A 14,723-nucleotide genomic window follows, 5' to 3' on the forward strand; every position below is an offset into this window, starting at 1 on the left:
TGAGTCTGCTTGTGGAGCAAAATCCAAATAAAATGAATAAAATAAAAGAAACGCATCCACTTTTGCATTTCATAATTGCAGATTATCATTCTAGTCTAACGAATTCACAAAACAAAAATAGAAGTTTACATGCTTTCGCTAGAGGCCTGACTACTATATATGACTATGATGTAAATATTTATAAACATTTTGAAAAAAGAATAATAACAGAGAAAGACTTTAAGAATTTTTGGAACGGTACATTTGCAGAAATTATCGTAATGGCTTTTTACATTAGAGAAGAATTTAAAGTCGAGTTTGAAACAGAAGAAGCTGACCTAATATTAAAAATTGATGATGACCCAATATACTTGGAGGTTTTCTCTATAAATCCAGATTTGAAAGTAGCACAGAATATAGAAGATATAAAATGTCATGATATAAAAACCCACTTGCCTATTATAAATACAAGTTCTGTTAGAGGGAAACTTCATGGCAAATTAGGTGAAAATCAAGATCAGTTTAAAGACGGACGCAAAAATATTGCAGTTATTGAACTGAACAATACCGCTATAGCGGGGAATTTTCATATTTTAAGTAGTCTGTCAGGAGGTTACGAGATCCTATTGGATAAAAATACCGGAAAAGTTGTGAACGGAGGCTTTAATTGGAATAATAACAACTTTTTTACAACGGAGGGAGGTAAAAGGATTTCTGCCATAATTTGGTTCGATATGGGCGATTATGAAGACAGGAGGAAAATTAAGAATCCAAACGCTAGTTGTCTGATAGATGATATGATCTTGGAAGGATTATAACTAATTCAGATTATGCAAGAGTTGACAAGGCCCATACTCATTATAAAACACATAGACATAGAAGGCCCCGGCACACTGGGCGAGTTCATAGAAGAGAACGGCATCCCGTATCAGGTCATAAACGCATACCTTGAAGATTCTTACATAGAGGAACCCGGCGACTATTCTGCCGTCATAACCCTGGGCGGGCCCATGGGCGTATACGATGACAGTGAGGTCTATCCCTTTCTCGGGTGGGAAGACGCGTTCCTGAAAAGAACCATCCGGGAAGACGTCCCGGCCCTGGGGATATGTCTCGGCGCACAGCTTCTTGCCAGGGCGGCCGGCGCCCGGATAACAAAGGCACCATCGAAGGAGATAGGCTGGTCCAGCATATCGCTGACGGAGGAGGGAAGGGCGGACCCTTTGTTTAGAGAACTTCCGCCGGAGATAACCGTATTCCAGTGGCACGGTGACACCTTTGAGATACCGGAAGGAGGCAAGAGGCTGGCGGCGTCCGGCGTCTGCCCCAATCAGGCGTTCAGGGTGGGCTCGCGTGCTTACGGCCTTCAGTTCCACCTGGAGGTAACGGCCCCGATGGTAAACCAGTGGATAGACAGCTATAAAGAGGAACTGGTTTCATTAAAAGGAACTGTTGATCCCAGGGAGATAGCAAGGCAGAGCGAAGAGAATTCAACCGCATGCAACCTGCATGCGGAGCGGTTTTACAAAAACTTCTTCGATATCTCCGGGGTTCATGCCTAACGTGTTCGTGGTACGATAAGTGGGAGGGAGGGTTTATGAAGGTGCTAAAAATCGTGGGTTTGGTACTCATTATAACTATGATACCCTGCCTGTGTAACGCCGCTATATGGATGACCTCTTATGACTGGTTCTATGCCAAGCAGTTTAAGGCGCCGGCAGACCCTTATGAAGCCGAGGAGCTTCGAGATCAGGTCAGCCGCGAGGAGAAGGCCCTGAGAGAGGCCTATGTGCGAGGTGTGGTCGACACCCTTATGCTCTTGAGCACTACTAAGACGGACAACGAGGAGATGATGAACGGGCTGAAGGATCTGAGCTTCGAGGATATGAGTGTCCTCATCACTCGAATCTACACGGAACAACCCCAGTACAGGGAGAAACCGGTCATATACGTTCTGGGATATCTCATGCCGAAACTGCGTGCCCGTATGGGCAAGCCTAAGGAGGAGCAGTTGAAGGGCGAGGATACCGTTGAAATCGATTAAGGTTGTTTATTGACCGGCCGCTGCAGGACCTGATTGTTAACAGGGGCTGTAAGGAGGAGCATTTGCCGCGAAAAGCCGCAGCGAAAAAGACAGCGAAGAAAAACCCGAAACAGACGGCAAAACAGGTAAGAATCGAACACGCCACAATGAAACACGCCACCCGGGATATAGCCTACATCCTGGCGGAAAGACAGCGTGAGATATCGGTCAGCGAGTTCTTTACGAAGAACCGCCACCTGCTCGGTTTTGACAACCCGCGGAAGGCGCTGCTCACCTGCGTGAAGGAGGGGGTTGACAATTCCCTCGATGCCTGCGAAGAGGCGGGTATCCTGCCGGAAATCACCATAAAGATAGAACCCACCAGCCACGAGGACCGCTTCAAGGTTACTATCGAGGACAACGGCCCCGGTATCATCAGGGCGCAGGTGCCGAAGATCTTCGCGAAGCTGCTTTACGGCTCTAAATTCCACCGGCTGAAGATGTCGCGCGGCCAGCAGGGCATCGGCATCTCCGCCGCGGCCATGTACGGCCAGCTTACCACCGGCCGCCCGGTATGCATCACCTCCCGCATATCACCACGTAAACCCGCACATTATTATGAACTCTCAATCCACACGCAGAAGAACGAACCCGTTATCGGGAAGGAAAAAGAGGTCGAGTGGGACAGGCCGCACGGCACGCAGGTTGTCATAGAACTTGAGTCAAGGTACCAGAAGGGCCGGCAGTCGGTAGACGAGTATATGGAACAGACCGCCGTCGCGAACCCGCACGTGACGATAAGATATATCAACCCCGAGAAAAAGGAACTGCTCCTGCCGCGGGCCACAAAGGAACTGCCGCGGGAGGCGAAGGAGATAAAACCGCATCCATACGGCATAGAGCTTGGCACCCTTATCCACATGCTCCACGACACCGGGGCGCGGACGCTGTCGAGTTTTCTCAGTACCGAGTTCTCCAGGGTGAGCGTGCGTCTTGCCCGTGAGATATGCGATAAGGCCGGGCTGAACTTAAACGCGAGACCGCGCAGGATAGCCCGCGCCGAGGCCGATAAACTCCTGAAGGCCGTGCGCGAGACAAAGATAATGGCCCCTCCCGGCGACTGCGTGGTGCCCATCGGCGAAGAGCTTATCCTGAAAGGATTGAGGCGGCAGTTTAAGGCGGACTTCTACGCCACCACCTCCCGCTCGCCCTCCGTGTACCGGGGGAACCCTTTCATAGTAGAAGCGGGGCTTGCCTACGGCGGCGAATTATCGGCAGACGGGTTTGCCCGGATGCTCAGGTTTGCCAACCGCGTCCCACTTTTACATCAGAAATCCGCCTGCGCCGTCACCGAGTCGGTCATGGACACCTCGTGGCGGAGCTACGGGCTTCAGCAGGCCACGGGCGCACTGCCCACCGGGCCGCTGGTGCTCATGGTACACGTGGCGTCGGTCTGGGTGCCGTTCACCTCTGAGAGCAAGGAGGCCGTTGCCCACTACCCGGAGATAGAGAAAGAGATAAAGCTGGCCGTCCAGGAATGCGGTCGGAAGCTTTCGAGTTTTTTATCAAAGAGGCGCCGTCTTGAAGACGCCGAGAAGAAGAAATCGTATATTAAAGAATACATCCCCCACATCGGAATCGCCCTCAAGGACATCCTCGAACTGAACGACAGGCAGGAGAAAAAGATAGTCACCACCCTCACCGAGGTTTTGGAAAAGAGCAGAAAACAGTAAGACCTGTTTAAGTTTTTCAAATATAGTCATATGATAGATTATCTTAAAGATAATATTCTAGTTGAATCGCTTATCGCAGTAGTAGTCGCAATTGTTGTGTATTGTTTTACTCAACGGAGCAAAGAAAGACACAAGCAAAAACTTCCTGTCTTAGAAGAATTAAGTAATCTTTTAAAAGAAACAGAAAGGGTAATAAGTTGCTTTGCTGGTAAAAGGACAACTAAAGTGGTTCGTAGCAATAGAACAAAGTACCATGGCAACTATACTTCGGGGGGCGTGACAATACACAATGGCGAGGAAGTATTTAATAATGTAGATGGTTGTAGTGGCCCACTTTCTTGGAAAGAGACAACACAGATGCTTTACGAACTACAGATGTTCTCTGAAAATAGATTTCTCCCCTATGTTGCTCTTGATTGTGAAAAGGAGAAACTGATTCAAATTCAGAATTCATTAAAAGATTTTGTTTACTGTTTAAAGGAATTTAATAAACGTTGGCCAGGTTTCCCACCAGGACCCTCTATCACACAGCTTGAAAAGAAAAATGGAGTGAGCCTCTTTGGCGAAGCACGGAAGATTGAGTCAAAGGCGAATTTAATAAAACAACAGATAATTGAACTAAAGAAACAAGTCGATGGAATGATGAAACCGCGATGGTACAAAATGTTTTAGCAAATTTAAACTGGCAAACCCTACATTATATTGACAGAGCTGTAGCATGCGACGTTGTCGTAGGACGTGTTTTATTCAGGATTAAGATAGACCCACACGCTACATCAGTTAAGGATACAACTACCTCAATATTGTAGCGGCAGAGTTTACTCTGCTTCAAAGTCGAGCAAGCTCGACCGCTACAAGGCTTTATTAAATTGAAATGGTTAGATTTAGAAAAAGCATCAGGCTGAGTAACTACGATTACCAGAATAACGGTGCCTATTTTGTGACCATTTGCACAGTGTTAAACAAGAAGTTAATAGTGGGAAAAGAAAAAAGAATCCTGGAAGAGGAATTGAAGGCAATAGAAAGTCGTTTTGACGGAGTAAAGGTAGATTATTACACGATAATGCCAGACCATTTACATGCTATTTTCGTTTTTTACAAGGCTGAAACCAGCTTGGCAAAAGTTGTCCAGGCGTTTAAATCCTTGAGTACAAGAAGGCTTAAGAAGGAAGGTTTCAGGGGGAAAACCTTCTGGCAAAGAAATTATTATGAACACATTATTAGAGACGAAAATACCCTTCAAAAGATAAGGACATATATTCAGAATAATCCACTGGTAGACAGATTAGACTTTGCCAAAATTTATTGAAAACGGCAGTCTGTTACGGCAGTTCTTGTATACTGGTCTCTCTGTTTATTACGGCTAGTCAGTCTGGCACAGTTTCTTGAGTTCTTCGAAATATTCGGGGAAGGTTTTGCTGACGCAGTGCGGGTCTTTGATTTTGATTCCCTTCGCCCTTAAGCCAATCAGGGCAAAGCTCATGGCCATGCGGTGGTCGTCGTAGGTCTCTATGACGGCGGGTTTGGGTTTTCCGGGTGTTATCTCGAAGCCGTCTTTGTGTTCCTTTGCGGTGATGCCTATACGTTTGAGTTCCGTTACCACGGCGTTGATGCGGTCGGTCTCTTTTATCCTCAGGTTGGCCACGCCCCTGACGCGTGTCTTTCCCCTGGCGAATACGGCCAGGGCGGCTACGGTCTGGGCCATGTCGGGACAGTTGCCCAGGTCTATATCTATGCCGCGGAGCGGCGGCCCGCCCTCGACCTCTATCCAGTCGTCCCCCCTCTGCACAAACGCACCCATCTTACTTAGAACCTGCACAAACCCCGTGTCGCCCTGCAGGGAATTTAGGGGGATTCCATGCACCTTCACCCTGCCCCCGGTGATGGCCGCCGCCGCGAGGAAGTACGAGGCGCTTGAGGCGTCGCCCTCCACTTCGTAGACGAGGGGCTGGTATCTCTGCCCGGCCCTTATGGTGAAACGCTTATGGCGGTCATGGGTGACTTTTACGCCGAACATCTTCATAAACTTGATGGTCATGTCCACGTACAGCCTGGACACCAGTTCGCCCTTTACAACGATTTCAACGTCCCTGTGTGCGTAAGGCGCGGTCAGCAGGATGGCCGTGAAGTACTGGCTGCTCAGGTCGCCCCTCATGGTGGCCTTTCCCCCTTTAAGGCCGTTGGCCTTGATAATCACGGGCGGACATCCGTCGCCGTGCTTGCTTACGGCGTCTGCGCCCAGCTGTGTGAGGCAGTCAAGCAGCGGTTGTATGGGCCTCTGCCGCATCCTCTCCACACCGTCCAGCTCGAACGTTCCTTTTCCCAGCGCGACAAACGCCGTCAGGAAGCGCATGGCCGTGCCGGAATTGCCCACGAAGAGTTTTGACTTCTTCGCCGGTATGTCTCCCTCGCGCCCGTCTATGGTGAACCTGGTGTCCTCCGGGAAGTTCAGTATGACGAAACCCAGTTCCGCCAGCGCGGACGACAGGTATCTGGTATCGTCACTGAACAGGGCGCCGTGTATAATCGAACTGGGAGGGGCCAGGGCTGCCACTATCAGCGACCGGTTGGTCAGGCTCTTTGAGCCGGGGACGCGTACCTCTCCCTCCACCTTTGCGGGCGTTATCTCAAGGACGGAGTTCTTGCCGGCGGGCGTTTTCGTCATGAAATTAGCTTCCTGTAGTGCTTGACGGTAGTCTCCGGGGTAGACTGACACAGGAATATACCGAGCTGTTCGTACCCGCCCATCTCCTGAGTCCAGGGCAGGATTTCCATGTACAAACCGCCGATGTCGCCTTCGTGGATTATCCAGGTGTAGGCCAGCTCCCTGCCAAGTCCCGGCATGAGTTCCACCACGGCCTGGCTGACGTCACGGATGGCCGTGCAGAGGGAACCCAGCGCCTCCTTCTTCAGATGGTGCAGGTAGCCGCAGGAGCCGTCTCCCACCACTATCATCGCGTGGAGCGGCCTTTTCATAAAATACGGCACTATCAGCAGCACCCCGTGGCCGTAGTCTTTCACGGTATACTCGTCGGGGTTTTCCCTCAGTATATAGTCTGAAAAATTCTGGCCGAAGTTCTGTCTGAACGTCTCATCATCCTCAATCCTTCGGGGTTTTATATTGGTGTGTACTATCTGATTGTGGCCGTGAGTGAGCGAGCCGCCCACCAGCCGGCCAACGTTTTTTATTACTCCGATGTATCCGTAATGGTCGCCGCCGGGGAGCCTGTGGCTGAGCGGCATACCGGAGCCGGGCGAATGCAGCAGCTTCTCTTCAAGCGTGCAAAGCCTCCCGAGGACGACCAGGACGTCTGCCTGGCCCATGTTATGATAGTCGCTGTGGTGAAGGTTGCTGGGCCACTGGAGGAAATGTGCCCCTGCGGCCTGGCGCCCCGTCCGGGTAAACGGGTTGCCGGAAAGGTCTTTCTCCGCGGTCCCGGTCCCGAAGGGATAGAGGATGGGGAAAAGGTTTTTGTTGATGAAGGTAAATCCTTCGGAAATGGGCGCGGTGTCGATGATGCTTGTTGTCTTTCCCTCGCACACCACACAGCCGGCTGTAGCGGCAGTTTTCTGTTCCCGGTCAGCGGGCGGGGTATCGTGGGGTCTCTTCGCCCTCGCCTCTGAGTACACCACCCTGTCACCGCTTCTAGGGTCAACCTGATAGTGGGAGAGAGGCTTGTACTGTGCGATTGAGGTGTCGAGGGTTACACTATTTATTATATCCTCGAATCTGGCCTTGCCGACGTCCTCAAAATCTATCTTTACAAGCTCCTTGTTTAGCCGGGACATAGCTCCCATCTCGAAAATTCGTTTGCGGCAGTCGACCTTTACTGAACTTAAAAGAAAACAGGCATTCCCAGGGAGTGCGTAAGACGCATATTAGATTTGAAATTCATCGTAAATTCGTGTATTTTCGGATTGTAGCCCAAACGAAAACGTGCTTCAAGGAGAAAGTCTCACAGGACGCTCTCGGGTGAAAAAACTTTCCCGGTTTTCCGGTTTTCTTAGGCGGGAACACTCTTTGACAAAAAAAACTATCGTTATAGGTTCAAGGGGAAGCAAACTGGCGATGACCCAGAGCCAGTGGGTAAAGTCCAGGCTTGAGGAGCTTGACCCGAACCTTGAAATAGCAATACAGAGGATAGTTACCAAGGGCGACAAGATAACCGACGTTGCCCTGTCCCGCATAGGGGGTAAGGGGCTCTTCACGAAGGAATTAGAGGTGGCCCTGCAGGACGGGCGGATAGACATGGCCATTCACAGCCTTAAAGACCTTCCAACGGAATTGCCCGAGGGGTTAACGATAGCTGCCGTGCCTGAGAGGGAAGACCCGCACGACCTGTTGATATGCAGGAATGACTGTGGTTCAATCCACAACCTCCCCCGGGGCGGGAAACTGGGCACGAGCAGTCTCAGGCGGAGGGCCCAGTTACTGGCGCTCAGGCCGGACCTGGAGGTGGGAGACCTCAGGGGGAATCTGGACACACGGCTCAAGAAGCTTGAGACAACAGGGCTGGACGCCATAATAGTGGCCAAGGCGGGTGTCAAGCGGCTTGGCGTGTTCAAGGATAGTTACTGCACTATACCGTTTGACGAACTGCTTCCCGCCGTGGGACAGGGCGCACTGGGGATAGAGGGCCGGAAGGGCGATGACGAGATGCGGGACATACTGTCCTTTATAGAACATCTTCCCACGAGACATGCGGTGGAGGCGGAGCGGACGCTGATGTTTGAACTCGAAGGCGGTTGTCAGATCCCTATAGGGGCAATTGGGCAGCATACAGCGGATGGGACGCTGGAATTGGATGCCGTGGTGTGCTCCCTGGACGGTTCAAAGACCGTGAGGGACAGGCACTCAGGCCCCGCCGAAGGGGCGGAGGACATCGGGCGAACGCTCGCCGGCCGTCTTCTGGACATGGGCGCCCGTGAGATCCTCAGAGAAATCCGTGAGACCCTCGATAGAGAGATAGAACGTAGTTAAGGCTTCACCACAGGGACATCAAACTATACAAAGTGAACAGCGGCAAAAACATCCCCGTAGTATCCGTGGCCGGTGACAAAAACAGCGGCAAAACCTCCCTCATCGAGCAACTGGTGTCCACGCTCAAACGCGATGGCTACGGGGTTGTAGGGGTAATAAAGTACGCCAGACGGGATATACAGATAGACCATGAGGGAAAGGACACCTACCGTTTCTACGAGTCGGGGGCGGATGCCGTCTATATCGCCTCGCCCGCTAAGATGGCATTTATCAGGAGAATAGAGTCACCGCCGCCGTTGGACGAAGTCCTTGGGACGTACTTCCCTTTTGCCGACGTTGTGTTTCTGGAGGGTTACAGGGAAGGTGGCTGTCCGAAGATTCACCTTGTAGCGCCCGGCAAGGAGCATGGGGAGAGCGAACAGGCCCCGCATGATAAAGGCAGTCCTGTCCTAAGAATAAACGTTTCCGGCCAGAGTAACCCTATCTCCCAGGAAGTACTTCACAAGGCCCTGGAGTTCGTAAGGCATGTAATGAAAGGGACTTGCTAGAAAGGCGCTTGCGCCGCGTAAAACCTGTTGCATTGCGAGAGTTTTTGCGGTATATTTTGTTTCTAGACGGGGGAGGGCCTCTTTCCTCTGCCGAGGCAGATTTTGCCTTTTCCTTTGAGTTTTACGGGCATACGCGAGTTGAGTATCTGTCTCTGACGAGATGAAATGACCCCTGCAGACGCTATGTGCATGTAGCAGCTTGATAATGACGTTCTGCATAATTCTCAAGATTTTTTGAGAAAAGAGGTCGAAACATGGGTGAAAGACGGATACCACCCTGTCAGAAAGCCTGCCCCAGCGGTACAAACATCCCCAAGTATATCCGTTTCATCCTGGAAGGTGATTACTACGAGGCCTGGAAGGTCAATCGTGCGGCCAATGTCTTCCCCAGCATCTGTGGACGCGTTTGCGTCCATTACTGCGAAGGTGAATGCAAGAGGCAGCGTATAGAGCCAAGGGATGGGGAGACTATCGACCTCAGCCCCGTGTCTATCAGGGGGCTGAAGAGGTTCATAACGGATAATCTACAGCCTGACTATCAAGAGAGGTTTCTGAAGGAAGTTTTACCGGTAAAGAAGAACGGCAAGTCTGTCGCAATTATAGGTGCCGGTCCGTCCGGCCTGGTGGTGGCGAACGATCTGTTGTTATCCGGTTGTAAGGTGGTCGTATACGAGTCCCTGCCCTACCCGGGCGGGATGTTGAGGGTAGGTATCCCGGACTACCGCCTGCCGCCGAGAGTAATAACGGAAGAGGTGGACTTGCTGAAAAAGATGGGGATGAAATTAAAGCTCAACACCGCGCTGGGCAAGGGCGTTAAGTTAAAGGAGCTGCAAAAAAACATGACGCCGTATTAATAGCTCTCGGGGCGCACAGGCCCAAGTTGATGAAACTCAAGGGCGAAGACCTGGAAGGGGTCTTTCCGGGCGTCGACTTTCTCAGGAGGCTGAGCCTGGGAGAGGACGTTGATGTACAGGGTAAGACGATAGCCGTAATCGGGGGTGGTTTCACGGCGGCCGACGCGGCCAGGAGCGCCATCAGGCTGGGTGCCAGGTCTTTTATCGTTTACAGAAGGGGTCAGGAAGAGATGCCTATGGACGACGAGGAGAAAGAGGGTCTCTTCGAGGAGAACATCCCCGTATATTATTTGCAGGCCCCTATAGAGATAATGAGCGACGACGGTAAAAAGGTTGCCAGGATGAAATGTATAAAAATGAAGTTGGTAGAGCCGGAGGGTGGTAAGGGCGGCAGAAAGGTGCCGATAGCTATAGGGAATAGCGAGTTTGAGTTGAAGGCCGATATAGTGATACCGGCCGTTGCTCAGGCACCTGACGCTTCTATGCTTCCCGATAACTTTGAGATACACGTTGATGACTTCACCACCACTGAAAAGGGGGTGTTTGCCTCGGGCGATTTCCATCTTGGTACCACCACCAATGTCATAGAGGTCATTGGGCAGGCCCACAAGGTTTCCGTTGAGATGCTCAAGTATCTGGGTCTTAAGCCGAAGTTACCCACGCTACCGGAGAAGGAGGAGAGGCTGGAAGACTCTCCCTGGTATCATGATGACCCGGACAAGCTGACCAGAGAGAAGAGCTACGGCGGCTGGCTGAGCGTCTCCAAGACGGGTTTTTCGGAGGTGGAGGACGGGATGACACGGGAGCTTGCGGAGTACGAGGCCTCCAGGTGCCTGCAATGCGACTATTTTGTATCTATAGACAAGGAGAACTGCCATCGCTGTGGGAGATGCATTGAAAGCTGTCCGCAGAAGGCGCTGGTGATGATACATACGGATTCGTCTCCTCATCAGGAAGGAGCATGGTTCAGCGACGGCCGCTGGCAAAGCGATAAAACCTCAGAGGTAGCCACCAGGGATGAGCTATGCATTCAGTGCGGCACCTGCGCGCGCGCATGTCCTCACCAGAACATTACCTTCGTCTGCGGCGGTTCTCGTGAGCGTGAGGTAGCAAAGGCCGAATAGTTCTTTTGACCGGGATAAAGCCGCCGCATTAATCCAACCGTATATTATCTTTGTCTCTAAAAAATCGCAGGGATTTCTCCCATGCAACCCCTCAAGATAGACGGCTCGTTCGGCGAGGGCGGCGGACAGATACTCAGGACCTCCCTGACACTCTCGGCCATAACCAACAGACCATTTGAGATATTCAACATCCGCGCGGGAAGGAAGCCCCCCGGTCTGAGACCCCAGCACCTCCAGGCCGTGAAGGCCGCCCAAAAAATCTCCGGCGCCGTAGTGGATGGCGCACAGATCAGCGCAGGGTCTATCACGTTTACGCCGGGCCAGGTAACCCCCGGTGAATATTCCTTTGAGATAGGGACCGCGGGTTCCGTATCGCTGGTACTCCAGACTATATTCCTCCCGCTCGCGGTCTCCGGTGAGGGGATTGAAGGAGGTTCGAAGATACGCATTACGGGTGGCACACACGTGCCGTGGAGCCCATGTTTTCACTACCTGAAGCTGCACTGGCTTAAATATATCAAAACCCTGGGACTCGATGCGGGCCTGGAGATGCCCAGAGCCGGGTTCTATCCACGTGGTGGAGGCGAGATGGTTGCAAAAATTTTCCCGGCAGGTGAAATAAAACCGCTGGTATTAGAAGAAAAGGGCCCACTCAAAAGGATAACCGGCATCTCCGCGGCGGGCAACCTCCCCATGCACATAATACGAAGACAGAGAGAGCAGGCGGAAAAACGGCTTGCCGGGGAAGGTTTCACCTGTCCGCTGTTGATAAAAGAAGAAGAGATGCCAGCCGTTGGCCAGGGGACTATGCTGCTGCTCCTTGCCGAGTTTGAGCATTCATCGTGCTGCTACTACGGGCTTGGCGCGGTGGGAAAGCGCGCCGAGGCAGTGGCGGATGAGGCGGTGGACGGACTGTTAGGTTTTATGAAGACAGACGGCGTGATGGACGAACATCTTGCAGACCAACTGGTGCTCCCCCTGGCCCTGGTCAAGGAACTTTCCCGTTTCGTCACACCAAAAGTCACACGCCACCTCCTGACAAACATAGAGGTCATAAAAAAGTTTCTGTCCGTGGAGATAGAGGTGGAGGATATGGGCGAAAAAGGCGGGAGGGTGAGCATTATCGCTTAAAGGTTATAAATAAGTTGATAATGTACTATGCAGACGTTGTATCTTCCTTGCCAATCTCTCCGGCCTTTGAGAGGGCGTATCTGGTGCAGACGGGGCCGATTATCTCGAAGACGACGGTGGTGGCGACCGCTATGGTAAAGATTATGTCGGACACCTCCGGGAACTCGTGCTTGACTACAAGGGCCATGCCCAGCGCGACGCCCGCCTGGGGGAGCAGCGCAAGGCCCAGGTATTTTTTGACACTGCTTTCTGAACCCGCGATGTAACCGCCGGGAGGAGCGGATAATACCTTCCCCAGTATCCGGAACACTATATAAACAATTCCGATGCTGCCAACCTTCAAAAATGCCTCAACGTCGAAATGGGCCCCTGCCAGCACAAAGAACATGATGTATATGGGGGCGCCTATTTCCCTCAACGTGTTAAAGAGCTTGCCTGCGTTGCGGTCTATGTTTACAAGTGTGGTGCCCAGCGCGACGTTGGCCAGCAGGACCGACAGGTCAAGGGAAAGGCAGACACCTACCACGAAAAAGATGGCCGATAAGACGAGGACAAGCCGGTTCTCGTTGGTCTTGACATACTTAGACGCCCTGGAGAGCAGGACTGCCACACCGCCGCCAAGCAATAAGGATACCGGTATCTCAATAATCGGGTGGACGGCCTGGTATGAAAACAGGTGTGTGAAGGCATCGGGCATATACGAGAGCTTGGCTATCGAGAGACAGATGGCGAAGGTTATAATACCCCAGGCGTCGTCTATCGCCACTATTCCCAGGAGCGTCTTGGTGAAGGGTCCTTTTGCCCTGTATTGTTTAACCACCATCATGGTTGCGGCAGGGTCCGTTGCGCCCGCGATGGCGCCCAGCAGTATGGCCACGTGGAAGGGCTGATGCAGACCGTAATAAACGGCCGCGGTTACCAGCGCGCACACACCGATGGTCTCAAAGAGCGATATCCACAGGATAGACCTCCCGGAGGCTCGAAGGTTCTCCAGAGAGAGTTCCTGGCCCAGCATAAAGGCGATAATCCCCAGGGCGGTGAGTGATATCGGGTTGGAGAGGACGAAGATATGCTGCGATACGAGGTTCAAGAGGTGGGGACCCAGCAGTATACCCAGGAGCAGGTAGGCGCTGACCGCTGGAAACTCTATCTTCTTTATGAGGGAGGCGAGTACAAGGGCTCCCGCAAGTATGATAGCTACGCTGAGGAATATGTTCATAAAGTATAAATTGTCTTAAGAATCTTAAGAATGTAAGAACAGTTGTCCGTGTTTCATGCCTGAGTAGCCTGAAGCAATGTCGTCAGGTGCTGCTCCACGCAGAGCGGCAGTGCCTGGAGACTGTAGCCGCCCTCGAGGCAAGATAGTATACGGCCACCGCAACACCTGTTTGCCAGCTCCATAGTAATCCGTGTAAGCGTGGCAAAGTCGTCCGGCTCCAGGCCGAGTCCGGCGATGGGGTCATCCGCATAGGCGTCGAAACCTGCGGATATGATGACAAATTCAGGGTCGAACGACCGGACGTCCCCGGCCATCATTTTGTCAAAAGTCTCGATGTACATGTCACGCGGGGTGTCGCCCGCGAGGGGGATGTTTATGGTAAAGCCCTTTCCCTTGCCGCTTCCCTTCTCGTCTTCACCACCCGTGCCGGGATAGAACGGCCACCTGTGCAGCGACACGTAGAGCACGCGGTTATCGCCGTAGAATATCTCCTGTGTCCCGTTGCCGTGGTGACAGTCCCAGTCGACTATCAGCACCCGCTTGAGGTTGTGTCTGGATACCAGGTACCGGGCGGCGATGGCCACGTTGTTAAAGACACAGAAACCCATACCCTGTGCCGGTCTGGCGTGGTGTCCCGGTGGCCTGACCATGCAGAAGGCGCTGGTGTCGTCTTTTTTAATAATGGAGTCGGAGGCCGTCAGTAACGCGCCTGCCGAGTAGAGTGCGGCCTGGTATGAGTCACGGGAAAGCACCGTGTCGGGGTCGAGATGGCCGCCCCCGCCCTCGGCTACACCCCGGGCATGGTCGATATATTGTTCATCATGCGCGAGGGCTATCTCTTCCACAGTCGCGGCCCTGGGCTTTACCATTGTGAATCTGTCCCAGAGACCGGTGGATTTCATGTGGTCTATGATGCACTCAAGCCTCTTATAATTTTCCGGGTGGTTGGGGCCTGTATCGTGTTTGAGGTATATGTCGTCGTACAGGAGAAGTGTCATGTAAGCGTGTTTTCTAAACGGTTGTCACGGTTGCGGTTTTGTAAAACTTCGCCCGACGATTAGAGTTGATTTACCGCCGGGTGTCAAATGGAATCCCCGCCGTAAAATTCCTTGAATGCCGGATATTTCACCC

15 protein-coding genes are annotated in these 14,723 nt (G+C 52.2%); 11 read left to right on the forward strand and 4 right to left on the reverse strand.

The window, feature by feature from the left end; genetic code table 11:
• Positions 1–11: 11 nt before the first annotated feature.
• From NOU37_07720 to NOU37_07745, 6 genes are all read left to right on the forward strand, one after another.
• A complete protein-coding gene (locus tag NOU37_07720; protein MCQ4575115.1) occupies positions 12–797 on the forward strand; it encodes a hypothetical protein in 786 nt (261 codons plus the stop codon).
• Between the two features lie 12 nt (positions 798–809).
• The gene (locus NOU37_07725) at positions 810–1,541 is read left to right on the forward strand and encodes a type 1 glutamine amidotransferase (GenBank protein MCQ4575116.1); all 732 of its coding nucleotides are present in this window, start codon (positions 810–812) and stop codon (positions 1,539–1,541) included.
• A 35-nt stretch (positions 1,542–1,576) separates the two neighbouring features.
• Positions 1,577–2,023 (forward strand): hypothetical protein, encoded by a 447-nt coding sequence (locus tag NOU37_07730; GenBank protein MCQ4575117.1) that lies wholly within the window; start codon positions 1,577–1,579, stop codon positions 2,021–2,023.
• Between the two features lie 62 nt (positions 2,024–2,085).
• Positions 2,086–3,735, forward strand: a complete 1,650-nt coding sequence (locus NOU37_07735) for a DNA topoisomerase VI subunit B (GenBank protein MCQ4575118.1) — start codon at positions 2,086–2,088, stop codon at positions 3,733–3,735.
• 30 nt (positions 3,736–3,765) lie between these two features.
• Positions 3,766–4,407 (forward strand): hypothetical protein, encoded by a 642-nt coding sequence (locus NOU37_07740; GenBank protein ID MCQ4575119.1) that lies wholly within the window; start codon positions 3,766–3,768, stop codon positions 4,405–4,407.
• A 202-nt stretch (positions 4,408–4,609) separates the two neighbouring features.
• On the forward strand, positions 4,610–5,044 hold the full coding sequence (locus tag NOU37_07745; GenBank protein MCQ4575120.1) for a transposase: 435 nt from the start codon (positions 4,610–4,612) through the stop codon (positions 5,042–5,044).
• A 54-nt stretch (positions 5,045–5,098) separates the two neighbouring features.
• On the opposite strand, the gene aroA is transcribed toward NOU37_07745, so the two are convergent.
• Both aroA and NOU37_07755 read right to left on the reverse strand, forming a co-directional pair.
• A complete protein-coding gene (aroA, locus tag NOU37_07750; GenBank protein ID MCQ4575121.1) occupies positions 5,099–6,400 on the reverse strand; it encodes a 3-phosphoshikimate 1-carboxyvinyltransferase in 1,302 nt (433 codons plus the stop codon).
• Positions 6,397–7,524 (reverse strand): hypothetical protein, encoded by a 1,128-nt coding sequence (locus NOU37_07755; GenBank protein ID MCQ4575122.1) that lies wholly within the window; start codon positions 7,522–7,524, stop codon positions 6,397–6,399. Before NOU37_07755 ends, aroA begins: the two co-directional genes overlap by 4 nt.
• Positions 7,525–7,756: 232 nt before the next feature.
• Here NOU37_07755 and hemC point away from each other — a divergent pair, with 232 nt between their 5' ends.
• The 5 genes from hemC to rtcA all read left to right on the forward strand — a co-directional run bounded on the left by hemC (position 7,757) and on the right by rtcA (position 12,373).
• The gene (hemC, locus tag NOU37_07760) at positions 7,757–8,716 is read left to right on the forward strand and encodes a hydroxymethylbilane synthase (protein MCQ4575123.1); all 960 of its coding nucleotides are present in this window, start codon (positions 7,757–7,759) and stop codon (positions 8,714–8,716) included.
• Between the two features lie 32 nt (positions 8,717–8,748).
• Positions 8,749–9,264: a molybdopterin-guanine dinucleotide biosynthesis protein B gene (mobB, locus tag NOU37_07765; GenBank protein ID MCQ4575124.1), complete on the forward strand. Its 516-nt coding sequence runs from the start codon at positions 8,749–8,751 to the stop codon at positions 9,262–9,264.
• Positions 9,265–9,518: 254 nt separating this feature from the next.
• A complete protein-coding gene (locus tag NOU37_07770) occupies positions 9,519–10,118 on the forward strand; it encodes an NAD(P)-binding protein (protein ID MCQ4575125.1) in 600 nt (199 codons plus the stop codon).
• A 29-nt stretch (positions 10,119–10,147) separates the two neighbouring features.
• Complete coding sequence (locus tag NOU37_07775) at positions 10,148–11,242, forward strand: 4Fe-4S binding protein (GenBank protein MCQ4575126.1); 1,095 nt, start codon at positions 10,148–10,150, stop codon at positions 11,240–11,242.
• Between the two features lie 81 nt (positions 11,243–11,323).
• A complete protein-coding gene (rtcA, locus tag NOU37_07780; protein MCQ4575127.1) occupies positions 11,324–12,373 on the forward strand; it encodes an RNA 3'-terminal phosphate cyclase in 1,050 nt (349 codons plus the stop codon).
• Positions 12,374–12,398: 25 nt separating this feature from the next.
• Here the strand turns inward: rtcA and NOU37_07785 are convergent, their stop codons facing one another.
• Entirely contained in the window at positions 12,399–13,592 is a 1,194-nt protein-coding gene (locus NOU37_07785; protein ID MCQ4575128.1) for a cation:proton antiporter, read from the reverse strand.
• A gap of 53 nt (positions 13,593–13,645) precedes the next feature.
• Positions 13,646–14,590, reverse strand: a complete 945-nt coding sequence (locus NOU37_07790; protein MCQ4575129.1) for a histone deacetylase — start codon at positions 14,588–14,590, stop codon at positions 13,646–13,648.
• Between the last annotated feature and the right edge of the window lie 133 nt (positions 14,591–14,723).

The sequence above is a fragment of the Candidatus Bathyanammoxibius amoris genome, from assembly GCA_024451685.1.
GTDB lineage: Bacteria > Planctomycetota > Brocadiia > Brocadiales > Bathyanammoxibiaceae > Bathyanammoxibius > Bathyanammoxibius amoris.

Coding starts and splice junctions, on each gene's coding strand:
- NOU37_07725 (MCQ4575116.1), top strand. CDS start 810: ATGCAAGAGTTGACAAGGCCCATACTCATTATAAAACACATAGACATA.
- NOU37_07730 (MCQ4575117.1), top strand. CDS start 1,577: ATGAAGGTGCTAAAAATCGTGGGTTTGGTACTCATTATAACTATGATA.
- NOU37_07740 (MCQ4575119.1), top strand. CDS start 3,766: ATGATAGATTATCTTAAAGATAATATTCTAGTTGAATCGCTTATCGCA.
- NOU37_07745 (MCQ4575120.1), top strand. CDS start 4,610: ATGGTTAGATTTAGAAAAAGCATCAGGCTGAGTAACTACGATTACCAG.
- aroA (MCQ4575121.1), bottom strand. CDS start 6,400: ATGACGAAAACGCCCGCCGGCAAGAACTCCGTCCTTGAGATAACGCCC.
- NOU37_07755 (MCQ4575122.1), bottom strand. CDS start 7,524: ATGTCCCGGCTAAACAAGGAGCTTGTAAAGATAGATTTTGAGGACGTC.
- NOU37_07770 (MCQ4575125.1), top strand. CDS start 9,519: ATGGGTGAAAGACGGATACCACCCTGTCAGAAAGCCTGCCCCAGCGGT.
- NOU37_07775 (MCQ4575126.1), top strand. CDS start 10,148: ATGAAACTCAAGGGCGAAGACCTGGAAGGGGTCTTTCCGGGCGTCGAC.
- rtcA (MCQ4575127.1), top strand. CDS start 11,324: ATGCAACCCCTCAAGATAGACGGCTCGTTCGGCGAGGGCGGCGGACAG.
- NOU37_07785 (MCQ4575128.1), bottom strand. CDS start 13,592: ATGAACATATTCCTCAGCGTAGCTATCATACTTGCGGGAGCCCTTGTA.
- NOU37_07790 (MCQ4575129.1), bottom strand. CDS start 14,590: ATGACACTTCTCCTGTACGACGACATATACCTCAAACACGATACAGGC.